The organism is Gordonia aurantiaca (genome assembly GCF_039939235.1).
Lineage (GTDB): Bacteria > Actinomycetota > Actinomycetes > Mycobacteriales > Mycobacteriaceae > Gordonia.
On record NZ_JBDUUF010000006.1, the window covers coordinates 189,257 to 210,138 of the forward strand.

Annotated in this window: 22 protein-coding genes; 15 read left to right on the forward strand and 7 right to left on the reverse strand. The window is 67.7% G+C overall.

Annotated features, from left to right (window positions below; genetic code table 11):
- Positions 1-185 precede the first annotated feature (185 nt).
- Both ABFT43_RS13665 and ABFT43_RS13670 read right to left on the reverse strand, forming a co-directional pair.
- On the reverse strand, positions 186-995 hold the full coding sequence (locus ABFT43_RS13665; RefSeq protein ID WP_347960902.1) for a DUF1542 domain-containing protein: 810 nt from the start codon (positions 993-995) through the stop codon (positions 186-188).
- A 339-nt stretch (positions 996-1,334) separates the two neighbouring features.
- A complete protein-coding gene (locus ABFT43_RS13670) occupies positions 1,335-2,093 on the reverse strand; it encodes a DUF6319 family protein (protein ID WP_347960903.1) in 759 nt (252 codons plus the stop codon).
- A 51-nt stretch (positions 2,094-2,144) separates the two neighbouring features.
- Between ABFT43_RS13670 and ABFT43_RS13675 the strand changes: the two genes are divergently transcribed.
- The 7 genes from ABFT43_RS13675 to ABFT43_RS13705 all read left to right on the forward strand — a co-directional run bounded on the left by ABFT43_RS13675 (position 2,145) and on the right by ABFT43_RS13705 (position 8,475).
- Complete coding sequence (locus ABFT43_RS13675) at positions 2,145-3,653, forward strand: protein adenylyltransferase SelO (protein ID WP_347960904.1); 1,509 nt, start codon at positions 2,145-2,147, stop codon at positions 3,651-3,653.
- Between the two features lie 112 nt (positions 3,654-3,765).
- Positions 3,766-4,203, forward strand: a complete 438-nt coding sequence (locus tag ABFT43_RS13680; RefSeq protein WP_347960905.1) for a hypothetical protein — start codon at positions 3,766-3,768, stop codon at positions 4,201-4,203.
- 154 nt (positions 4,204-4,357) lie between these two features.
- Positions 4,358-4,681 carry a hypothetical protein gene (locus tag ABFT43_RS13685; protein WP_347960906.1) on the forward strand — a complete coding sequence of 108 codons (324 nt, stop codon included), beginning with the start codon at positions 4,358-4,360 and terminating at the stop codon, positions 4,679-4,681.
- 16 nt (positions 4,682-4,697) lie between these two features.
- Positions 4,698-5,054 carry a TraR/DksA family transcriptional regulator gene (locus ABFT43_RS13690; protein ID WP_347960907.1) on the forward strand — a complete coding sequence of 119 codons (357 nt, stop codon included), beginning with the start codon at positions 4,698-4,700 and terminating at the stop codon, positions 5,052-5,054.
- A gap of 143 nt (positions 5,055-5,197) precedes the next feature.
- Positions 5,198-6,241, forward strand: a complete 1,044-nt coding sequence (locus tag ABFT43_RS13695) for an NAD(P)-dependent alcohol dehydrogenase (protein ID WP_347960908.1) — start codon at positions 5,198-5,200, stop codon at positions 6,239-6,241.
- Between the two features lie 38 nt (positions 6,242-6,279).
- Complete coding sequence (locus ABFT43_RS13700) at positions 6,280-7,008, forward strand: lysophospholipid acyltransferase family protein (protein ID WP_347960909.1); 729 nt, start codon at positions 6,280-6,282, stop codon at positions 7,006-7,008.
- 309 nt (positions 7,009-7,317) lie between these two features.
- Entirely contained in the window at positions 7,318-8,475 is a 1,158-nt protein-coding gene (locus ABFT43_RS13705; RefSeq protein WP_347960910.1) for a YihY/virulence factor BrkB family protein, read from the forward strand.
- A gap of 7 nt (positions 8,476-8,482) precedes the next feature.
- Here ABFT43_RS13705 and ABFT43_RS13710 read toward each other — a convergent pair whose 3' ends face one another.
- The 3 genes from ABFT43_RS13710 to ABFT43_RS13720 all read right to left on the reverse strand — a co-directional run bounded on the left by ABFT43_RS13710 (position 8,483) and on the right by ABFT43_RS13720 (position 10,082).
- Positions 8,483-9,271 (reverse strand): thioesterase family protein, encoded by a 789-nt coding sequence (locus ABFT43_RS13710; protein WP_347960911.1) that lies wholly within the window; start codon positions 9,269-9,271, stop codon positions 8,483-8,485.
- A gap of 93 nt (positions 9,272-9,364) precedes the next feature.
- A complete protein-coding gene (locus ABFT43_RS13715) occupies positions 9,365-9,532 on the reverse strand; it encodes a hypothetical protein (RefSeq protein WP_457590152.1) in 168 nt (55 codons plus the stop codon).
- 103 nt (positions 9,533-9,635) lie between these two features.
- Complete coding sequence (locus tag ABFT43_RS13720; RefSeq protein WP_347960912.1) at positions 9,636-10,082, reverse strand: DUF1622 domain-containing protein; 447 nt, start codon at positions 10,080-10,082, stop codon at positions 9,636-9,638.
- Between the two features lie 92 nt (positions 10,083-10,174).
- Between ABFT43_RS13720 and ABFT43_RS13725 the strand changes: the two genes are divergently transcribed.
- Positions 10,175-11,383 (forward strand): cation:proton antiporter domain-containing protein, encoded by a 1,209-nt coding sequence (locus ABFT43_RS13725; protein WP_347960913.1) that lies wholly within the window; start codon positions 10,175-10,177, stop codon positions 11,381-11,383.
- 16 nt (positions 11,384-11,399) lie between these two features.
- On the opposite strand, the gene ABFT43_RS13730 is transcribed toward ABFT43_RS13725, so the two are convergent.
- On the reverse strand, positions 11,400-12,884 hold the full coding sequence (locus ABFT43_RS13730) for a flavin-containing monooxygenase (RefSeq protein WP_347960914.1): 1,485 nt from the start codon (positions 12,882-12,884) through the stop codon (positions 11,400-11,402).
- 187 nt (positions 12,885-13,071) lie between these two features.
- Between ABFT43_RS13730 and ABFT43_RS13735 the strand changes: the two genes are divergently transcribed.
- Positions 13,072-13,728: an LGFP repeat-containing protein gene (locus ABFT43_RS13735; protein ID WP_347960915.1), complete on the forward strand. Its 657-nt coding sequence runs from the start codon at positions 13,072-13,074 to the stop codon at positions 13,726-13,728.
- A gap of 69 nt (positions 13,729-13,797) precedes the next feature.
- On the opposite strand, the gene ABFT43_RS13740 is transcribed toward ABFT43_RS13735, so the two are convergent.
- Positions 13,798-14,592 (reverse strand): hydroxymethylpyrimidine/phosphomethylpyrimidine kinase, encoded by a 795-nt coding sequence (locus tag ABFT43_RS13740; RefSeq protein WP_347960916.1) that lies wholly within the window; start codon positions 14,590-14,592, stop codon positions 13,798-13,800.
- Between the two features lie 163 nt (positions 14,593-14,755).
- On the opposite strand from ABFT43_RS13740, the gene ABFT43_RS13745 reads away from it, so the two are divergent.
- The 6 genes from ABFT43_RS13745 (at position 14,756) to ABFT43_RS13770 (ending at position 20,877) form a co-directional block, all read left to right on the forward strand.
- Entirely contained in the window at positions 14,756-15,904 is a 1,149-nt protein-coding gene (locus tag ABFT43_RS13745; RefSeq protein WP_347961014.1) for a zinc-dependent alcohol dehydrogenase, read from the forward strand.
- Positions 15,905-15,912: 8 nt separating this feature from the next.
- A complete protein-coding gene (locus tag ABFT43_RS13750; RefSeq protein WP_347960917.1) occupies positions 15,913-16,488 on the forward strand; it encodes a hypothetical protein in 576 nt (191 codons plus the stop codon).
- 180 nt (positions 16,489-16,668) lie between these two features.
- The gene (locus ABFT43_RS13755; RefSeq protein WP_347960918.1) at positions 16,669-17,859 is read left to right on the forward strand and encodes a lipase family protein; all 1,191 of its coding nucleotides are present in this window, start codon (positions 16,669-16,671) and stop codon (positions 17,857-17,859) included.
- 19 nt (positions 17,860-17,878) lie between these two features.
- Entirely contained in the window at positions 17,879-18,313 is a 435-nt protein-coding gene (locus ABFT43_RS13760; protein ID WP_347960919.1) for a nuclear transport factor 2 family protein, read from the forward strand.
- A gap of 134 nt (positions 18,314-18,447) precedes the next feature.
- Complete coding sequence (locus tag ABFT43_RS13765) at positions 18,448-19,824, forward strand: NAD(P)H-binding protein (protein ID WP_347960920.1); 1,377 nt, start codon at positions 18,448-18,450, stop codon at positions 19,822-19,824.
- Positions 19,825-19,890: 66 nt separating this feature from the next.
- Complete coding sequence (locus ABFT43_RS13770; protein WP_347960921.1) at positions 19,891-20,877, forward strand: YihY/virulence factor BrkB family protein; 987 nt, start codon at positions 19,891-19,893, stop codon at positions 20,875-20,877.
- Positions 20,878-20,882: the final 5 nt, after the last annotated feature.

The following is a 20,882-nucleotide window of genomic DNA, read 5'->3' on the forward strand; positions in this document are numbered from 1 at the left end:
CGTTCGGCTGATCCCGGTCTCCCAAACACCTCGCGGTCTCGGTCGCGGGGTGGTTTCGGGGCGGGTGCCCTGCGGTTCGTCAGACGCCGAAAGGTGCGTTGCGGCATCGGTATTGGACACCGGGAGCAGGTCGTCGATGCGTGCCACGCCCCGGATGGGTGCCGGCCGCGGGTCTTACGCCGCTGTCAGAAGTCGAACCCGCCGAAGTCGAACCCGCCTCCGTCACCCCCGAGGTCGCCGCCGCCGAAGTCACCACCGAAGTCACCACCGGCGTCGTCTCCCCCTCCGGCATCCCCGTCGAAGCCGCTGTCGTTGACGCCCCCGTCGTCGAAGCCGCCGTCTGAACCGTCGCCGACACCGCTCTCGAAGGCCTGGGCGTCGTACGGGACGCCGGCCATTCCCGAGAACAGCGACGAGAACAGCAGCATCGAACCGACGCCCCAGGCACCCGCGACCAGTGCCGGTCGCCACCACGGTTCGGAGTACCAGCCGGCGGGGACCGGGCGACCCGCGACGCGGCCACCCGGAAAGTAGTTCGGGGTCTTCTCGGACGGTTCCGGCGAGGCTTCGATCTGCCGGCCCTCGAAATCGACCTTGCGGTGCTCGGTCACGACGCCGGCGCTGCGCTGGCCCTCGAGTTCGGGGATCGGCGGACCCGGGTCCAGGTTCATCGCGGTCCGAGCGGCCCGCACGTAGTACAGCCCCTCGAGCGCTGTTTGTTTGGCGAGACGCGCCTGCGCGGGCGAGGCGGCCTGTTCGATCTGCGACGACGCCGCCGTGAATCGTTCGGAGGCGTCTGCCAGGGCCTGCTTGGCCGCGGGGTTGTCGCCGACGAGCATGTAGACCTGTCCGCCCAGTCGCTCGATGGCCTGTCGGGCGTCGGCCTTGGCGTCCTCGAGGCTCCGGGTCGCATTCGCGGCAGATCGCTTCTGCGCGAGCAATCCGACCCCGAGGATCACCAGGACGATGACGGCGATCAGAATCAATCCATCCATGAGTTCCTCCGGCTGGTGTCATCCGAGCCCAACCGGACGGGGGGTTGTCTCGGCGGCGGAATCGGACACCTTCGAGCGTACCGGCGTCCACGACCGCCCCACGCGATGCGTCGTGCACCTCGGTCCGTTGCCGACGACTCGCCCCGCCGCGCGTGGCATTCGCAACCGCCATCTCGACCGCGGCGTCTGCGGGCGCGACGGCATCGAGGGCGCGGCCCACATCCGACCGCACCGCGCCACCCGACGATCATCGCCATGGTTCGACAGGCACTCGATGGAGTCTGCCCGGGTGAGGTGGGTTCACCTGCGGTGCACTGATGCGGCAGGCCGAGCACGTCGTCAGTCCTCGATGGCATCACCTTCGAGGTGAGCCAGCGCGGCACGGGCGTTCTCCAGTTCGCGGGTGAGTTCTTCGATACGTCGCTGGGCGGCCTCGCGTGCCGACTCGATCACCTCGTCGACCGCAGCGATGGCCGTCTCGTCGCCGAGCTCGCGCATCGCCCGGGCCACCCGATCGGCGGTCACCTCCCCGGCCTTGCCCTTCTTGCTGCCGTGCGACACCGTCACCGTCCATGTGCTCTCGCCTGCCGAGGTGACGGTGACACTCACCGGCGCCTGGGTCGTCTTGCCACGCCGAGTCGTCTTCGACTGTGTTGGTTTGGGTTTCGGGGCAGCCTGGGCAACCGAGTCGGTGCGAGGGGCCGCTGTCGGCGTCGAACCCGCCGCGGGTGCACCGGCGCCGGGAGTCGCAGCGCCTCGGCTCGGCACGGGTGTCGTGGGCGCAGCGGCCGGCGCGGGGGCTGCCTTCGCGGCGCGCTTGCGGGCCGGGGCCGCTCCGGTGCTCGGACGGCTGATCGACAGCTCGTCGGCCTCGAACGGGAGCTGATCGTCGACGCCCTTCGGCCGGACGGTGACCGTGGCGCCGTCGACGGAGATCACCCGGGCCGATGTGCCGGCGTCGATCCCGAGGGCGGGGATCGGGTCCCGGAGGTAGACGGTGACGCGCTTGCCCGCGTCCAGGCCGGCGGACAGAGATCGCAGGTCGTCGGGCGTCAGCCCGGCTTTTCTCTGAGCGTTCACGCGTCCATGTTCGCACATGCGTGCGATCGGGGTGGTCGCGACTCGTCTGCATGTGGTTACGCTCGTGGTGTGGCCGCCCCAGACTCATCCCCCGCTCGCACGAACACCGCGCTCGGCGGTTTCGAGAGCACCTTCGCCGACGAACTGAGCCAACTCACCGTCGCGTGGCAGGGAGTCGAGGCTCCCGATCCGCGGCTCCTGGTTCTCAACGAACCACTCGCCACGTCCCTCGGACTCGACGTGGACGCCCTGCGCTCCGACGACGGGATCGAGATCCTCGTCGGCTCCGCGTCTCCCGCGGACGCCAAACCGGTGGCCACGGCCTACTCCGGTCACCAATTTGGTGGCTACGCACCGCTTCTCGGTGACGGGCGGGCCCTGTTGGTCGGCGAGCTCGTCGACGTCGCCGGCAACCGGGTCGACCTACAGCTCAAGGGTTCCGGGCCGACGCCGTTCTCGCGCGGCGGCGACGGGTTCGCGGTGGTCGGTCCGATGCTGCGGGAATACCTCGTCAGCGAGGCGATGCACGCGCTCGGCATCCCGACCACCCGCTCACTGTCCGTGGTCGCCACCGGACGAGACGTCCATCGTGCAGGCCCCGAACCCGGCGCGGTACTGGCCCGCGTGGCCTCGAGTCATCTGCGGGTCGGCACCTTCGAACTCGCGGTACGCACCGGTGACCTGCTGCAGCCTCTCGCCGACCATGCCATCGCCCGTCATTACCCGGAGCTCCTCGACCTTCCGGTCAAGGGCGGCGGGAACCGCTACGCGAAGTTCCTCGAAGCCGTCGTCGAGCGTCAGGCGGCGCTCGTGGCGCAGTGGATGCTCGTCGGTTTCGTGCACGGGGTCATGAACACCGACAACACCACGATCTCCGGCGAGACCATCGACTACGGGCCGTGCGCGTTCATCGACGCCTTCGATCCCGCAGCGGTCTTCAGCTCCATCGACCACGGCGGGCGCTATGCCTTCGGTAATCAGCCCGCCGTCCTCAAGTGGAATCTCGCGAGGTTCGCCGAGACACTCCTGAGGATCATCGCCCCCACACCCGACGAGGCGATCGCCGTGGCGACCGCGATTCTCGCGACCTTCGACACGCACTACCATCAGCACCTCAACGCCGGGCTGTCGGCCAAGCTGGGACTCGCCGACACCTTTGTCGACCACGAGCTCATCGATGACCTGCTCGCCCTCCTCGCCGAACACCGAGCCGACTGGACCGGCACCTTCCGTGCACTCGCCGAGGAGCTGCGCGGGCGTCCCGGTCCACTCGACGCGGTTCTGCCGCGTGAGCACTCGGCCGCGTGGGTGGCCCGCTGGCGGGAGAGCCTCGCGACGCATGGCTGCGACGAGACGTCGACCGCAGACGCGATGGACCGCGTGAATCCGCTGTACATCCCGCGCAATCATCGGGTCGACGAGGCGCTGCGGGCCGCCACCGACGGTGACCTCGGTCCGTTCGAGGAGTTGCTGGAGGTGGTCACCCATCCGTTCGACCGTCGCGTCGAGTGGGTGAAGTACACGACCCCGGCGCCCGAGGAGTTCACCTCGACGTTCCAGACGTTCTGCGGCACCTGAATCAGGGGGCGGCCCCGCAACGCATGTGGATCGGTGACGGCGTCTGCTCTTCGGAGTACCGACGAGACCGAAATGCCGTGTGCAGGTCCTGCATTGCGAGAACATGAACGGCATGCGACTGCTCACGACGAATCGGGCCCGCCACCGGGCGCCCGCGGCCGCGGAGAACTCGCCGAGCGTGGTCCGGTCCATCGCAACCACGTCGAGCGTGGCGGTGGCGGCATCGGCCGCCACCGCCCGGAGCGCCGCGGTGTCGGCGTCGGCGGCGACGGCGGTCAGCGCCGGGGTCAGCTCTTCCGCGGGGACTGCCGCGAGCGCGGGCGTCATCGGGTCCGCGGTGACCGGGGGCAGCGCCCTCGTCGCGTGGAGTCTCGGGACCCTGATGAGTTTCGCGGTCCTCGCCAGCGCGGGAGTGGTCGCGAGTGCGTTCTGTATCCGGTGCGCCGGGTGCATCGGGTGCCTCCGGTGCCGCGATTGCATCGGGTGCATCGGCTGTGTGAACTGTTCGGGCCTCCGCGGTGCGGTCGGGCTCCGCAACGTGCACATGTGAACGACGAAGACCCGGATGGGGGACGCGGGGCATGGTAGGAGGGCCTCACCGCGTCGGGCCTGTCGGTGGGAACCGGCACAATCCACATCGTCCGACCTTGGATGGAAGATCGGATGGAAACCGGATGGAAGAGGAGTAACCGTTGGGAGATGGCATGCGACTTGGATCCACGCTCGTCGCCGCTGTTGCGATGAGCCTTCTGGCCTTCGGCGCCGGTACCGCGTCGGCTGCGCCGTCGTCGGTCCAGCGCGACGGCGGCCCCTGCTACGTGCACGAATTCGGCAAGGATTCTGCAAACGGAGAAATGTATTGCTCTGCCCTGACCAATACCTGGACGAGCAAGGCACTCTCGTCAACCCCGAAGGTCAACCTGGGCGATCAGTGTCCACAGCTCGGCGCCCGCGCCTACGTATACCGCACCGATGGCGTCGCGACCTGCCGACAGGCCAACGACGGCTTGCTCCGCTGGCAGTGGTGAGCGGTGTGACCGCGCGATGAGCGACACCGAAGCCGCGCTGATCGACGAACGCGCCAGAACGACTGCGCTCATCGAATCCCTGTCGGCGCGCCTCGAGTCGGTCATCGAGGCCACCGCCGACTCCGCATCCGACGACGAACACGACCCCGAGGGCACGACACTCGCCGTCGAACGCGGGCAACTCGTCGCACAACTCGAGCGCTCGCGGGTCCGCCTCGAGGAGATCGACGCCGCCCTCGAACGTCTCGGCCGAGGGGTGTACGGCCGGTGCGAGACGTGCGGAGACGAAATCGACGCCGAGCGTCTCGAGGTCCTCCCCGCCGCGAGACAATGCGTGAAGTGCGCGGCGCGCAACCCGTCAGGTCGGTGGTGAGCCGGAGGACTCTGGATTCATGCCGACCGGTGTGAGGGACATCCACCAGATCATGCCGAGTTCGTCCGAGGCGGTGTCGGTGCGAGCCGTCCCCGAGTAGACCGGAAAGCAGACCCCGTCCGCCGGATCGAAAGGGTATGCGCATGAAGGCCATCCAGATCGTCAAGCCGGGCACTCCGCCGGAGCTGCGTGAGGTGGACAAACCCGAACCCGGTCCCGGCCAGGTTCTCCTCAAGGTCACCGCCGCCGGCGCTTGCCACTCCGACGACTTCGTCCTCAACCTGCCTGCGGAGGGCTTCCCCTATCCCCTGCCCATGACCCTCGGGCACGAGGGTGCGGGAGTCGTCGCCGCGGTCGGCACAGGCGTCACCGGGCTGTCGGAGGGCACCTCGGTCGCGGTGTACGGCGCGTGGGGATGCGGATCCTGCCACTTCTGTTCACGCGGCCTCGAGAACTACTGCAGCCGCGCCGCCGAGCTCGGAATCGTACCGCCCGGCCTCGGAAACCCCGGCGCCATGGCCGAGTACATGCTCATCGACGCCCCGCGGCACCTGGTCCCGCTGGGCGACCTCGACCCGGTGACCGCCGTCCCCCTCACCGACGCCGGCCTCACGCCCTATCACGCCATCAAGCCGACGTTGCCCAAGTTGGTCGGCGGCACCACGGCAGTTGTCATCGGCGTCGGCGGGCTCGGCCACGTCGGCATCCAACTGCTGCGACACCTGACGCCTGCCCGCGTCATCGCCCTCGACGTCAGCGAGGAGAAGCTCGCGTTCGCCCGCGAGTACGGCGCTCACGAGGTCGTCCTGAGTGATGCCGACGCGGTCGCGAATGTCCGGAAGATCACCGGAACCGAGGGTGCGACAGCGGTTTTCGACTTCGTCGGACTCCAACCCACGCTCGACGCCGCGATGGGAATGGTCGGCACGATGGGTGATGTGGTGATCGTCGGTATCGGTGACGGTGTCGCCGCGGCCAAGGTCGGGTTCTTCACCCAGCCGTTCGAGGTCTCGGTGCGGGCGCCCTATTGGGGTGCCCGCGACGAGCTGATCGAGGTGCTCGATCTGGCTCGCGACGGAGTCATCGAGGTGGCCGTCGAACGGTTCTCCCTCGACGACGGCGTGGAGGCGTACCGGCGTCTGGGCGCCAACGAACTGCGGGGTCGTGCTGTGGTGATACCGGACTGAGATGGTCTCGCCACCTAACTTACGGTACCGTAACTTAGGTGGATGTAGAGCTCGCCCAGTCTGAGGCCGTATACGCGCACTATCGCGATCACCAGCAGGATCGCTTCCGGGCGCGGCTGATGTACGGCATGCTCGCAGCGAGGATCCGTCCCGCGGTCGAGTTCGTCTCTCGGGATCGATTCGCCCGCGCGGCACGGAGTGGCAAGCCGTTGCTCATCGCGGCCAACCATGTCTCGGAGCGGGATCCCCTCGTCCTCGCGGCGGCCGGATTCCGATCTCCGATCCGCCGCCGGATCGGCCACATGCGTGTCCTCGCGAAGGACGAGCTCTTCGAGGATCCCGAACAGCGGCGCAAGATCGACACGCTCGGCGGTATCCCCGTTTTCCGGCCCAAGGATCACGGCGTCCGCGCCGCTGCCGCGGCCGGCAGTCAGATGTTCGGCGTGTGCGTCGACCGTATGAAGCGCGGTGACAGCATCGCCGTCTTTCCGGAGGGGACGTGCAACGACGGCGACGTGACCCGCCTGCAGAAGCTCGGCACCGGCATCGGCCACATCGCACACCGAGCGATGCGAGCCGGACTCGACATCTCGCTGATCTCTGCCGGCATCGCCTACCCCGATGGTGATCACGCGCGTCCGATCGTCGAATTCGGCGAGCCGGTCGATCTGACCCGCTATGAGAGTGAGACTCCGGCCGCCCTCACCCGGATCATCCAGGGTGATCTCCAGCTCGTCGTCGACGACGTGTACCGCATCGCCGCCTGAGGGTGGCGACGGTCGACGAACTCCTCGTCGACGGCGAACCGATGCGGATTTCCCGTTCGACGCACCTCGAACATGATGCAGCCCGGCTCGCCACGGGTGAGCGCGGTGTGTCCCGGCACGCACTCGAGCACGGTTGCGAGCTCTGCCGGGTTCTTGCAGATCAGTTTGCCTCCGACGCGGACTGGTGACGGCATCGGTTCCTCCCCCAGATGTGCGCGTACGCACGGCACCAGACACGCTACCGCCGATCGGTCGGGTCCTCGATCCGTGCGTGTGTTTGGCCCCGCAACCGCGCGGCTACACCGTGGCATGACCAGACACGAGGGCCTGACCGGAAACCAGGGCAAGACCGGAGAACAGGGCACGGCCGGACGTGGGGGCGACGCCCCGGCCGGGCAGTCCGGATCCCTGACGTCCCACGACGTCGAACCCGACGCCGACCTGCGGGACGCCCCAGAGCTCGCCGACCCCGACCCGCGCAAACCCGAGTCACCGACGGATCTGACCACACCGTCGCTGATGTTCGTCCTGCGCAAGACCGCGCGGGAGTTCAGTCGGGACCAGTGCACCGATCTGGCGGCGGCCCTCACCTACTATTCGGTGCTCTCGCTGTTTCCCGCACTGTTGGCGCTGGTGTCGCTGCTCGGCGTCTTCGGTCAGGGCGAGAAGACGGTCGACGCGGTGCTGCAGATGGTGGGGGGCCTCGGACCTGCGTCCGCTGTGGACACACTCCGCGGGCCGGTGGAACAACTGGTGGACGCGCCGAGCGCTGGCTTCGCCCTCGTCCTCGGTCTCGCCGGCGCGTTGTGGTCGGCGTCGGGCTATGTCGGCGCCTTCGGGCGCGCAATGAATCGGATGTACGAGGTCGAGGAGGGTCGGCCGATCTGGAAGCTGCGGCCGGTGATGCTGCTCGTGACGCTTGTGGCGCTGATCCTCGCCGCGGCGGTGGCGTTCATGCTCGCCATCAGCGGGCCGATCGCACGGAGCATCGGCGACACGATCGGCCTCGGTGACTCCGCCGTGACGGTGTGGAACATCGCCCGCTGGCCCGTCGTGCTGGTGTTCGTCATCGTCATCGTCGCCGTGCTGTATTGGGCCACGCCGAATATCAGACAACCAAGGTTTCGGTGGATCAGTGCGGGCGCGGTCCTCGCCATCGCCACGTGGATCCTCGCGTCGGCCGCCTTTGCGCTCTACGTCGGCAACTTCGGCAGCTACAACAAGACGTACGGCGCGCTGGCCGGGGTCATCGTTTTCCTCCTCTGGCTGTGGCTGACCAACCTCGCGCTGCTGTTCGGCGCCGAATTCGACGCCGAACTCGAGCGGGGACGCCAGCTGCAGGCCGGGATGGTCGCCGAGGAGCACCTCCAGCTCCCGGCACGGGACACGAAGGTCTCGGACAAGAACGCCGAGAAGGACCGCGAATTCGTCGAACGAGGCCGCGCACTGCGTGAATCCCGCGGATGAGGTGGCCTCAGGCGAACACGGCCGCGGTCTGTGAGCCCTGGATGATCGGCCGGAGCTCACTGTCCCACAGCGTCATCGACTGATATGAGTAGCCATCGCCGGTAAACGTGCTCTGCGACTCGAGCAGCATCCAGTCGGTGGGCTTCGGCAACCGGTCGGTGCAGACGTGCACCGACCAGTTCATGGTGCTGACCGGGGCCCACTCGGTGAATGCCGCGGTTGTCGCCGGCGGCAGTGCGTCGGCGAGCGCGACCAGGGCGATCGTCGGATCCACGCCCTCCGCCCCACGGTGGCGCACCCAGGCCAAGAACCGCGGCGGATGCTCGCCGGCGAGCGGGACCGTGCCGCCGGCCCGCACCATCTCCACGTTGTCGACGAATGCCGGGCGCAGCGGCGCATCCGAGTCGCCGAACGGCGGGCACCGGTCGGGCTCCGAGACCGACGGCGGCTCGACGTGGTCATGTGCGATCGCGCTGGGGCGTGGTCGGGCGAAGACGAGCGATGCGTGCGCGGCCACCTGTCCCCCGCTGACTGTCTCCACGTGGACACTCGAGGCCGATCGTCCCTCGCGGAGGCGACGCGCGGCGAACGTGGCCGTGTCGGTCACCGGTGCACTCAGCAGGAAGTGCGCCGATTTCAGAGGAGGCAGCGGGTCTCCGTCGGTGCGCTGCGCGGTGAGCACCGACATCGCCGCGGTCAGTCCGCCGTAAGCGGTACGACCCTGAGTCCATTCGCAGGGCACGACGAACTCGGCTGCCGGATCGAACCCCGAGACGATTTCGGCGAGTGTGGGCATGGCGGGACTTCCTCACGCGACTATGACGGCCTCTATATTCCTGGGAACGCTACGCTATGACGGTCAGCATAGGCAACATCGCGGTCTGCGTGCTCAGCCGCCGAAGACGTTGCGGCCCTCGATCGACGACAACAGCAGGTCGTCCTTGGCCGGCGGCGTTCCGGCGGTCACCGCCGCGACCCACTCCGGGGTAGTGGCGACGGCTGCGAAGTTCGAGTCGACGAGCGCCATGAGGGTGTTGTGGACCTGCTCGGCCGACACCTTCCCGGCAGCGTTCGCCTGCCATCGCCCGGCGGTGCCGATTCGTCAGCAGCGTCACGATGCGCCAGAACCTCGCCGCCGCGTTCGCGACCTCCCCCAGCAGTCACCGGCGTCGGTTCCCGGTGTCGTCCTGAGCGGACCCGGCGGCCCGCGACGCCGCCACGTCGCGGGCGATGGCCGCGCCCAGTGCCTGGCCGCCGCTCGTCAGCAGCGCCCGACGCCACGGCAGGGTGCCCTCGATCTCGATCTGGATCGACATCGACAAGACGGTGCGGATCACGACGATGATGCCGAGGATGATCGCGTCCTCAACGGATGGCTTCGAGGTGATGGTTCGGATGAGGTCCGCGGCGACGAGGATCTCGAGGCCGAGGAGGATCGCCGACCCCAGCGTGGTCCGCAGCACCGAGAACGCCTCGCCCCCACCCTCTTTGCGCGACAGAGACCGTGCACCGAGGACGAGTGCGACGACGAAACCGACGACCATCGCGACCGCGCCGAGTGCCTCGAAGGCGACGGCCACTGCGTTGAACACCTCTTCGAAGTCCATGGGCAAACCCTACGCAGGACGTGTCATGAGAGTCGTGAACATGTCGGTTCGTCGGGATACCATGCATCGATGTCGATACGAGGGCGTCGTCGATGACATCGGTGCTCATCGCCATCGTGGTGATCATCGGATGGTCGCTCGTCGCAGGCGCGTTGGCGCGATTCCGCGTCTCGGGTGCGGTACCCATGGTCGTCGCCGGGATCATCGTCGGTGTGGTCTCCAGCAACCCCATCGGCAACGCTCTCGACACGGATGCGGCCGAGCCCGTCGTCGAACTCATCCTCGCGATCCTGCTGTTCGTCGACGCGATCGAGGTCCGCGGTGGCTACTTCGCCGGTGAGCGCGGAACGTCGTTGCGCTTGTTGTTCATCGCGATGCCGCTGTCGGTGATCGCGTGCACCCTTCTCGGTGTCGCGCTGTTGCCGTCGATGTCGGTGGGAGTCGCGTTGCTCATCGCCTGCGTGGTGATCCCGATGGACCTCACCCCGACGTCGGCACTCGTGCGGGATCGGCGGATCCCCACCCGCGTACGGCATCTGCTCAACCTGGAGAGCGGCTACAACGACGGGATCATCGCCCCGTTCTTCGTCTTCGCCCTCACCCTCGCCGGGGACCGGTCGAGTGCGTCGTCGCCTGCCGACGCACTCGAACATGCTGTGCCCGCGGCATTGTGGGCGGTGCTCGCCGGGAGCGTCATCGGCTTTGTCGCGGCACGCCTGACGACCTTCGCCGAACCTCGTGGACTGTCCACCGCCCAGTCGGTCCGGATCAGCCTGCTGCTCATCCCGGTGGTCGCCTATGGATGTTCGGTGCAATTGGACGGCAACGGCTTCGTTGCCGCGTTCGTGTGCGGCATCGCCTACAAGGCCGCCCGTGCCGAGGGGTCGACCGACGATCAGCTCGGCCTCGTCGACGACGTCGGTGCGCTGGCCGCGCTGACGATGTGGTTCGTCTTCGGATGTACCTGCGTGTTGGTCTTCGAACTCGGCTTCGTCTGGCAGATCGTTCTACTGGCGCCGGCCGCCCTCACGATCCTGCGGATCGTCCCGGTCTACCTGTCGCTGCTGCGCACGGACCTGCGACGCCGGGATCGGTTGCTGCTCGGTGTCCTCGGTCCGCGCGGCACCGCCTCGATCGTGTTCGGCCTGCTCGAGTTCAACGACCTCGACGGCGTGATCGCCGACGTGACGCTCTACACGATGACCCTGACCGTCCTCACGAGCGTGGTTCTGCACGGCGTGGGTGCGGGTCTGATCTCGCAGTGGCTGGGGCGCCGGCCGTCGCTGCCCGGTCGCCGCTGACGAACCGGGCCGGCGTTCAGGCGGACATCTCCGGTTCGGCCTCCCGCGCCCGCGCGAAACGCAGGTTCTCGTCGGCGACCTCGCCGCGGAGCAGTCTGCGGTCGGTGTAGTAGCTCATCGACATCACCCACGGCGCCTTCGGACCCTGCTTGGGGAGCTTGTCGAGCGCGCGCTGGACGTAACCGGCGCCGAAATCGAGGAGTGGTCGCGTCGGCATGGCCGGATCGGCCTCCGCCCACACCGCGTCGTATCCACGAGAATCCATGTGGCGCAGCAGCTTACAGAAGTACTCGCAGATCAGGCCGATCTTCAGTGTCCACGAGGCGTTGGTGTAGCCGATCGCCAGCGCGAAGTTCGGGACCCCCGACAGCATCATGCCGCGGTAGACGACCGTGTCCGGCAACGAGACCGGCTCCCCGTCGACGGTCAGTTCGATGCCTCCGATGATCTTGATGTTGAGACCCGTTGCGGTGACGATGATGTCGGCCTCGAGTTCGGCGCCGCTCTCGAGTCGGATACCGGATTCGGTGAACGTCTCGATCCGATCGGTGACGATCGACGCCTTGCCCTGGCGGATGGTGCGGAACAGGTCGGCGTCGGGCACCACGCACAGGCGCTGATCCCACGGGTTGTACGGCGGGTTGAAGTGTGTGTCCACCGGGAAGTCCTCGGGGAGTTGGGATGCGTTGATGGTGCGGATGATCCGTCTGGCCACGCTCGGGAACCGCTGGCACAGCTCGAACAGGACACGCTGCTGGAAGATGTTCTTCTGTCGGGTCAGCGCGTACCCGCGCTCGTCGCCGAGCACCCTCTTGAGCGTGTTCGCGATCGCATCCTCACGCGGCAAGGGGATGATGTAGGTCGGCGTGCGCTGCAGCATCGTCACGTGTGCGGCGTCATCGGCCATGGCCGGCAACAACGTCACCGCCGTCGCGCCACTGCCGATCACCACCACACGCTTGCCCGCGTAGTCGAGATCCTCCGGCCAGTGCTGCGGATGCACGATCTCGCCGCGGAAGCGGTCCTGTCCGCCGAACTCGGGACTGTAGCCCTCGTCGTAGTCGTAGTAACCCGAGCCGCAGAAGATCCAGCGGGCGCTGAGCCGGACCTTCTCCCCGGTGTCGTCGCGATCGATGTCGACCAGCCAGCGTGCCTCATCTGACGACCACGCCGCCGACACGACGCGGTGGTGATACCGGATGTGATCGGTCAGCCCGTTCTCCTCGATGGTCTCGTGAAGGTAGTCGAGGATGCGCGGGGCGTCGGCGATCGCCTGCTTGTCGGTCCAGGGCTTGAACTCGTAGCCGAAGGTGTGCAGGTCGGAGTCCGAGCGGATGCCCGGGTATCGGAACAGGTCCCAGGTGCCGCCCGCGGTGTCCCTCGCCTCGACGATGGTGAACGTCTTCGACGGGTGTTCGGTCCGCAGGTATCGCGCTGCCCCGATGCCGGAGATACCTGCTCCGATGATCAGGACGTCGAAGCGGTCTGGAGTTGTTGTCACCTGTTTCTCCCCGGTGGACGACGATGGTGTTGCCTACAGGATGCCGTAACCGCTCACACCCCCGCCCGGGAGCCACTCGGACAACCGACCGAGAACGCCCACGACGGTCCGCCGTCTTCGTTAGGGTCGCAAATGGGCGGGTCGCGGCCCGCTCTCGAGTCACAACGCCGTGCAACGAGAGGAAATCATGAGTCAGAACAGCGCCACGCGGCGCCTGGTCGGAATCGCAGCGGGTGTTGCCATCGCGACGCTCGGTGTTGCCGGATGCAGTGATGACAGTAGCGACGAGACCTCATCGGCGTCGTCGGCGGTCTCCGAGGCGGTCGACTCCGGGATGTCGAAGGCCGAGTCGGCCATCTCGTCGGCGGAGTCGGAGGCCGCCGACGCGGATGACAAGAAGGTGGAGCTCACCGCCCCCGACGGCACGAAGGTCACGCTGACCGGGTCGATCGCCGCGAAGTACGGGTCCGCGACCGACGCGCAGAGGGCCGACCTGGGTGCTCCGTTGACCGGGGAGAACGCCGCCGGCACCGGTGACAACGGTGTGGTGTTCCAGCAGTTCGAGGGCGGCGTGATCACGGCGAAGGACGACGACGCCGACACCCCCGCCTACATCACCTGGGGCAAGATCCGCGACGCGTGGAACGTTCCGCGCGACGCCGAGGGCAATCCCTCGCCCGACGGCAAGGGCGGCTCCCAGGGGCCGCTCGGCGTCGCGACCAGTGATGAAACCGAGAAGGACGGGGTGAAGGAATCCACCTTCGAGCACGGCAAGATCACCTGGGATTCCGCGACCGACAAGGTCGAGGTGACCGTGAACGGCAAGGTCGTGCCGACACGGTGACGTCCTGACCGCTGATACACGAACCGCGTCCTTCCGTGCACTCGGATGGACGCGGTTCGTCTCTCCGGTCTACTTCTGCCCGTGCCAGACCGCATCGAACGGCGCGGTCGAGGCGAGGCGGCCGATGATGCCGGCGTGGGTGTACTCCTTGGCCTTGCGCACCGCGTCGAGCACGTCGGCGCCCTTGGTCAGTTCCGCGGTGGTCGCCGCGGCGAACACGCATCCGGCGCCGGACACACGCTCGTCACCGACCTTCGGTGCACGGAGGACGGTGACGTCGCTGCCGTCGTAGAAGACGTCGATCGCCTCGTCACCGGGCAGTCCGACCCCACCCTTGACCACGACGTACTTCGGGCCGAGCCCGGCGATCCGGCGTGCGGCCTCGGCGAGGTCGTCGACACTGGTCAGCTCGTCCATCTCGGCGAGGATGGCCGCCTCGAACAGGTTCGGGGTGACCACGGTGGCCTGCGGGAGGATCTCGGCGCGCAGCGCGTTGTCGGTGTCGAGTGCCGCGCCGGGCTCCTGGCCCTTGCAGATGAGTACCGGGTCGACGACCACGTGGCGCCACGACCGCGAGGACAGTGCCCGGGCGACCGTCGAGATGGTGGCCGGGGTACCGAGCATGCCGATCTTGACGACCTCGGGCTCGTGCGCGACGGTCGCGGCCTCGATCTGGTCGGCGATGACACCGGCGTCGATCGGGACGAACCGGTGGCCCCAGTCGGCCTTCGGATCGAACGACACGATGCAGGTGATGGTTCCGACCCCGTAGGTGCCGAGCTGGGCGAAGGTGCGCAGATCGGCCTGGATCCCGGCGCCACCCGTGGCCTCGGAACCGGCGATCACATACGACACGACTGACATTGCTCGTTCCTTTCGGGGTTCTCGACATGAACCGCGTCCATTTCTACACCTTCGCGAGAACGCGGATCGCAGGGGCAACATCTCCTGTGACCGACATATCAGGACGTTTGCAACCGATGGGGCCGGGTAACCGCGGCACATGACGTCGACACCCTCCGACACGATGCGGGCGATGGTGTACCGCGGACCGTACAAGGTCCGCGTCGAGAACAGACCGATCCCCCGCATCGAGCATCCGGACGATGCCATCGTGCGGGTCACCCACGCGGCCATCTGCGGCTCAGACCTGCATCTCTATCACGGGATGATGCCGGACACCCGGCCCGGCATGACCTTCGGACACGAGTTCATCGGCGTCGTCGAGGCGGTCGGCGGGTCGGTGGTGAATCTCGAGGTCGGCGACCGGGTGATGGTCCCGTTCAATGTCTATTGCGGCACATGTTATTTCTGTGCGCGCGGCCTTTATTCCAACTGCCACAACGTGAATCCGAACGCCACCGCGGTGGGCGGCATCTACGGGTACTCGCACACATGCGGCGGGTACGACGGCGGGCAGGCGGAATTCGTCCGCGTCCCGTTCGCCGACGTCGGACCCAGCGTCATCCCGGATTGGCTGGAGCCCGAGGATGCGCTGCTGCTCACCGATGCGCTCTCCACCGGATACTTCGGCGCGCAGCTGGCCGACATCCGTCCCGGCGAGACGGTCATCGTCTTCGGCGCCGGACCCGTCGGGCTCTCTGCGGCGCGTTCGGCGTGGTTCATGGGTGCGGGACGTGTGATCGTCATCGATCATCTGGAATACCGCCTCGAGAAGGCCCGGTCGTTCGCGTTCGCGGAAACCTACAACTTCGCCGAATACGACGACATCGTCGTTCACTTGAAGAACATCACCGACAACATCGGCGCCGACCGGGTGATCGATGCCGTCGGCGCCGAGGCCGACGGCAACTTCCTCCAGCACGTCACCGCGGCCAAACTGAAGCTACAGGGTGGCTCACCGGTTGCCTTGAACTGGGCCATCGATTCGGTCCGCAAGGGTGGCACCGTCTCGGTGATGGGCGCGTACGGCCCGATCTTCAGCGCCGTCAAGTTCGGCGACGCCATGAACAAGGGGCTGACGATCAACATGAACCAGTGTCCGGTCAAGCGACAATGGCCGCGCCTCCTCGACCACATCCGCAACGGGTACTTCAAGCCCAATGACATCGTGACGCACCGCATCCCGCTCGAGCACATTGCCGAGGGCTATCACATCTTCTCCTCCAAGCTCGACGAGTGCATCAAGCCCGTGATCGTCGTCGACCCCGGTTAGGAGACCACATGCCCGCGTACCCCGCGCAACGTCCGAACGACCCCGACACATCCGGCTTCGCCGGCCGGATACCCGGCTGGGGCGTCGATGCGGAGCCGTCCGACCGGCCCGCCGTGCCCCGGGAGCTGCCGGTCGGTCCCGCGCCCGGCGTGCACTGGGACATCCCGGAGGACCAGCCTCGCCACGGTCCCCGTGAACGCTCCAACGAACACGCCTTCCTGACCCCCGTGTTCGGGACTTCGACCCCGATGAGTGGCCTGTCGGGAGTCATCCGCAGGTCGGCATACCGTTTCAGCGAGGCGCGGGCCGCGCACTGGCTCATCCTCATCGCCGCGGACCGGGTCGCCGCGGGCGAAGCCCATCTGTGGTCGTTCGCCGAAGGGCGGCCCGACAATCCGATCACCGAGACCGGGATCAAGGCGGAAATCACTCACCACGGTTGGGCGTCGCGAGTCGGCCGCAAGCGCGTCGACAACAATCACGCCTGGATGGATCCGATCCTCGTCGGTGCCCCATGGGCCGCCGCGCTGGTCGCCGCGGCGGCGAGTGGTCGGGCTCTGGCGCGCGGCCTTCGACGCCGGTGATTGCGGCCGCGCGCGCCGGTCGCGTGGAATTTTCCCGAATCCGCTGACAAACGGGAGCAGGACCGGACTAATGGACACATGTCCAGTCGGGGTCGAACAGCACGGGGTGAAGTCGGTCGTCGGAGGAGTGACCGGGTGCGTGGGGGCCGAAGAGGGTGGTCGTCGCTGGTTGTCGCATCCGTGACGGCCATTGCGGCCACCGTCCTCGGCGCAGGCGGCGCCTGGGCCGACGATCCGTGGCCCGGCTTCTACGACCCTCCCGCGCACTTCGACACCCGTCCCGGTGCACTGATCCGGTCGGCACCGTCGTTTGCCGCGGTGATCCCGTACACGGGGGCCGACATCGACGCCCGCACGACCACGGTGATGTACACGAGCACCGGCGCACGCAACCGTCCGACCGCGGTCACCGGCAGCGTGCTGGTGCCGCGACAACCATGGAAGGGACGCGGGGACCGGCCGCTGGTCGTGGTCGGCTCCGGAACCATCGGCGCGGGCGACAAATGCGCGCCGTCACGGCTGCTGCGGTACGGACAGGAGTACGAGGAGTTGGCGATCGGTGCGCTGCTCGCCAACGGATACGCGGTCGCGCTGACCGACTACGAGGGACTCGGCACACCCGGCGACCATCCCTATCTCAACCGGCGATCCCTGGGCACGTCGATGCTCGACATGGCCCGCGTCGCGCGTAACCCGAGGTTCGGTGTCAGTGCGAAGGCACCGGTCGCGTTCTGGGGTTACTCCGAGGGGGGGTTCGCGTCGGGTTCCGCCGCCGAACTCGCCGCGTCGTACGCACCTGAACTCCCGGTCTTCGCCGCGTTCGTGGGCGCGCCGGCGCCGGATCTGGTCGATCTGGCAAGACTCGGTGACGGAAGCCTGCTCGGCGGGGGCGTCGGATGGGTGGTCAACGGTTTCATCGCCGCCTACCCGCAACACCGGGACGAATTCTTGTCGGTGTTCAATTCGCTCGGACGCAGCGTCCTGCGAGATGTCAACTCCTACTGCGTGTTCGACGTGGTGCGGATGCTGCCGTTCGTGCCGACGACGTTCTACACCAAGGACGGCCGGCCCATCGCCGCCCATCTGGACAAGGAGCCGTGGCGTACCGCGGTCGACGAACAGCGGCTGGGACGCCTCGCCCCGACGATGCCGGTCCTGGTGGGCCAGAACCGCGGTGACGACGTCGTCGACCCGCGCGGTACCGACCGCATGGTCCGCTCCTGGCGTGCCAAGGGCGCGGATGTCACCGTCGAGACCCAGCACCTCCCGGTGATGTTGCCGGGTACCTTCCTCGGCCACGGCATCGGGCTCCTCACCGAGTTGCGGGCGTTGTCATGGCTGAACGAGAAGGTGGCCGCGCTTCCGCGTTGACCAGCAAAGAGGAGTGACGATGAACATGCAGGAGATCACCGACCGGTTCGAGATCGCCGATGTGCTGCACCGCTATTCGCGTGGCGTCGACACCAGGGACTGGGCACTGTGGCGCTCGGTGTTCACCGACGACGCGACCATCGACTACACGTCGACGCCCTTCGGCAAGGCGGGGTCCCGTGACGAGATCGCGGACTGGCTCGAGGAGAGTTTCGCATTCGTCACGGTCAGTCAGCACTTCATCACCAACATCGAATATGACTTCGACGGCGACCGCGCGGCCGTGCGTGCGATGTTCTACAACCCGATGCAGTTCGTCGGGATGAGCGAGCTAAGCACGTGCGGCGGCACCTACCACCACTCGATGGTGCGGACCGGAACCGGATGGAAGAGCGAGCGCCTCGTCGAGGAGAGCCTGTGGTTCGTGAACGTGCCGGGCGCTGAGGAGAGCTGAGCCCGGCGTCATCCGCCCGTCACCCGGGCCACGATTCGGTACCGACCTACGGCGGGGTGGGCGGCACCGCGTTTGGCGGTCGGGGTCTCGGGGGTATCGCCTCCGGAGGAGTCGACGACATCGAGGGAGCCTGAGTGGACGCCACGAGAACCTGCCTGGTCACCGGCGCGACCGGGTACGTGGGCGGGCGCCTGGTGCCCCGCCTGCTCGACCGCGGCCATCGCGTGCGTGCCCTCGCCCGCACCCCGGCGAAGCTGTCCGACGCCCCGTGGAGCTCGGATCCGCGTGCCGAGGTGGTGAAAGGCGACCTTTCCGAACGTGATTCGCTCGTGGCCGCCTTCCGGGGCGTGGACGTGGTCTATCACCTGGTCCACTCGATGAGTACCGACGGGGATTTCGCGGCCGAGGAACGACGCTCCGCCGAGAACGTCGTCGTGGCAGCGCGGCAGTGTGGGGTGTCCCGCATCGTCTATCTCGGCGGTCTCCATCCCGAGGGCGCCGACCTGTCCGAACACCTGGCGTCCCGTGCCGAGGTCGGCGACATCCTGGTCGGCTCCCCGATCGAGACCGTCGCGCTGCAGGCCGGCACGCTCATCGGATCCGGCTCCGCGTCGTTCGAACTCATCCGGCACCTCACCGAACGTCTGCCGGCGATGACGACACCGCGCTGGGTCAGCAACAAAATCCAGCCGATCGCCGTCGCCGACGCGCTGCATTACCTCGTCGAGGCCGCCACCGCCGATGTGCCGGGGTCGCGAGCGTGGGACATCGGTGGTCCCGACGTGCTCGAGTACGGCGACATGATGCAGATCTACGCCGAGGTCGCGGGTCTGCGTCGACGGGTCATGGTGGTCCTGCCCTTCCTGACCCCCTCCGTCGCGAGCCGCTGGGTGCGGCTCGTGACCCCGATCCGCGGACGGATCGCCCGGCCGCTCATCGAGTCGCTCGAGTGTGACGCGGTCTGTCGCAACCGCGACATCGACACGATCATCCCCCGTCCACCCGGCGGACTCACGTCCTACCGTCAGGCGATCGCCGCGACCCTCGACCGGGTCGATCGCGGTGCGGCACCGGCGACCTGGTCTGACGTCCGCGCGAGAACGCCTGCTGCGGAACCCATTCCCTCCGATCCCCCATGGTCCGGCGAGGAGGTCTTCGAGTCGAGCACGACCACCGTGGAGACCGGTACCCCCGACGGTCTCTGGCGGACACTCCCCCGGCACGGCGATCCGGTGGTCGAGGACCGTCCGAACCTCTTGCGGCTGCGCGTCCACGACGACTCGCGCGGCAAGGGATTCGTCGAGTTCCGCCTGCGTGGCCGCCCCGGCGCCGACCGCACCGAGATCGCCACCACCGAGATCACCACCACGACCCGCTTCTTCCCCCACGGCCTGGCCGGTCTCGTCTGGTGGCAGGCCGGACGGCCGCTACGCGCCGTGGGGGCGTCGTCGGTGGACCCGTTCGCCGCGGCACGGACCCGGCTACGGCCGTCACAACGAATCTCGGGTTAAGGTCAGCACACCCGCCGTACCGGCGGGTGCCGCGCAGTGCGGCCGGTTACGAGCAGAAGGTGAGCGGTGTCGCTGGCGGGACGCATCGACGAATTCCAACGACGACATCCGGCGACCGGCTTCCCGCTCGCGGTCATCTACAAGTTCTTCGACGACCAGGGCGCCTATCTGGCCGCGCTCTGCACGTACTACGCGTTCATCTCGCTGTTCCCGCTGCTCCTGCTGTTCTCGACGATCCTGGGCATCGTCCTCGCCGACAATCCCGCCCTGCAGGAGCGGATCCTGGAGTCGGCTCTGAGCCAGATCCCGGTCATCGGTCAGCAACTCGGCGAACCGGAGAAGCTCAGCGGCGGCATTCCCGCCCTCATCATCAGCGTCCTGGTGTCGCTGTACGGCGGACTCGGTGTCGCCGTCGCCGCCCAGAACGCGATGAACACCATCTGGGCGGTCCCCCGCAACGATCGACCCGATCCCATCGTCGCGCGACTTCGCGGCCTGGTGCTGCTCTCGACGGTTGGTCTCGCGGTGATCGGCCTGACCGTCGTCAACGGCTTCGCGGCCGGACTCGACCTCGGCGTCGCCAACCGGTGGTTCGCGGTGCTCGGTTCGATCCTGCTCAACACCGGGGTCTTCATCGTCGCGTTCCGGTTCGGCACGACGCGGGCCCTGCGCACTCGTGACGTCCTGCCCGGTGCCTTGGCCGCGGCGCTGTGCTGGCAGGCGATCCAGACCTTCGGGGCGGTCTACGTCGAACGCGTCATCACCAACGCGAGTGCCACCAACGGTGTGTTCGCGATCGTGCTCGGTCTGCTCGCGTTCCTCTACGTCACCTCGATCGTGCTGGTGTTCTGCCTCGAGGCGAACGCGGTGCGCGTCGACCACCTGTATCCGCGGTCGTTGCTGACGCCGTTCACCGACAACGTCATCCTCACCAAGGGCGACGAGCGGGCCTATTCCGCGCAGGCGCGCGCACAGCGGAACAAGGGCTTCCAGGAGATCGACGTGACCTTCGACAACCCGCGCGAGAATGGCACCAGGCCGACCGACGAATGACCCCG

What these genes read in the sequence shown, in the direction of transcription:
- ABFT43_RS13670 (WP_347960903.1), bottom strand. Translation starts at nt 2,093, where the DNA reads ATGTGCGAACATGGACGCGTGAACGCTCAGAGAAAAGCCGGGCTGACG.
- ABFT43_RS13760 (WP_347960919.1), top strand. Translation starts at nt 17,879, where the DNA reads ATGAACATGCAGGAGATCACCGACCGGTTCGAGATCGCCGATGTGCTG.
- ABFT43_RS13750 (WP_347960917.1), top strand. Translation starts at nt 15,913, where the DNA reads ATGCCCGCGTACCCCGCGCAACGTCCGAACGACCCCGACACATCCGGC.
- ABFT43_RS13665 (WP_347960902.1), bottom strand. Translation starts at nt 995, where the DNA reads ATGGATGGATTGATTCTGATCGCCGTCATCGTCCTGGTGATCCTCGGG.
- ABFT43_RS13690 (WP_347960907.1), top strand. Translation starts at nt 4,698, where the DNA reads ATGAGCGACACCGAAGCCGCGCTGATCGACGAACGCGCCAGAACGACT.
- ABFT43_RS13745 (WP_347961014.1), top strand. Translation starts at nt 14,756, where the DNA reads ATGCGGGCGATGGTGTACCGCGGACCGTACAAGGTCCGCGTCGAGAAC.
- ABFT43_RS13725 (WP_347960913.1), top strand. Translation starts at nt 10,175, where the DNA reads ATGACATCGGTGCTCATCGCCATCGTGGTGATCATCGGATGGTCGCTC.
- ABFT43_RS13680 (WP_347960905.1), top strand. Translation starts at nt 3,766, where the DNA reads ATGCGACTGCTCACGACGAATCGGGCCCGCCACCGGGCGCCCGCGGCC.
- ABFT43_RS13705 (WP_347960910.1), top strand. Translation starts at nt 7,318, where the DNA reads ATGACCAGACACGAGGGCCTGACCGGAAACCAGGGCAAGACCGGAGAA.
- ABFT43_RS13720 (WP_347960912.1), bottom strand. Translation starts at nt 10,082, where the DNA reads ATGGACTTCGAAGAGGTGTTCAACGCAGTGGCCGTCGCCTTCGAGGCA.
- ABFT43_RS13695 (WP_347960908.1), top strand. Translation starts at nt 5,198, where the DNA reads ATGAAGGCCATCCAGATCGTCAAGCCGGGCACTCCGCCGGAGCTGCGT.
- ABFT43_RS13740 (WP_347960916.1), bottom strand. Translation starts at nt 14,592, where the DNA reads ATGTCAGTCGTGTCGTATGTGATCGCCGGTTCCGAGGCCACGGGTGGC.
- ABFT43_RS13685 (WP_347960906.1), top strand. Translation starts at nt 4,358, where the DNA reads ATGCGACTTGGATCCACGCTCGTCGCCGCTGTTGCGATGAGCCTTCTG.
- ABFT43_RS13735 (WP_347960915.1), top strand. Translation starts at nt 13,072, where the DNA reads ATGAGTCAGAACAGCGCCACGCGGCGCCTGGTCGGAATCGCAGCGGGT.
- ABFT43_RS13710 (WP_347960911.1), bottom strand. Translation starts at nt 9,271, where the DNA reads ATGCCCACACTCGCCGAAATCGTCTCGGGGTTCGATCCGGCAGCCGAG.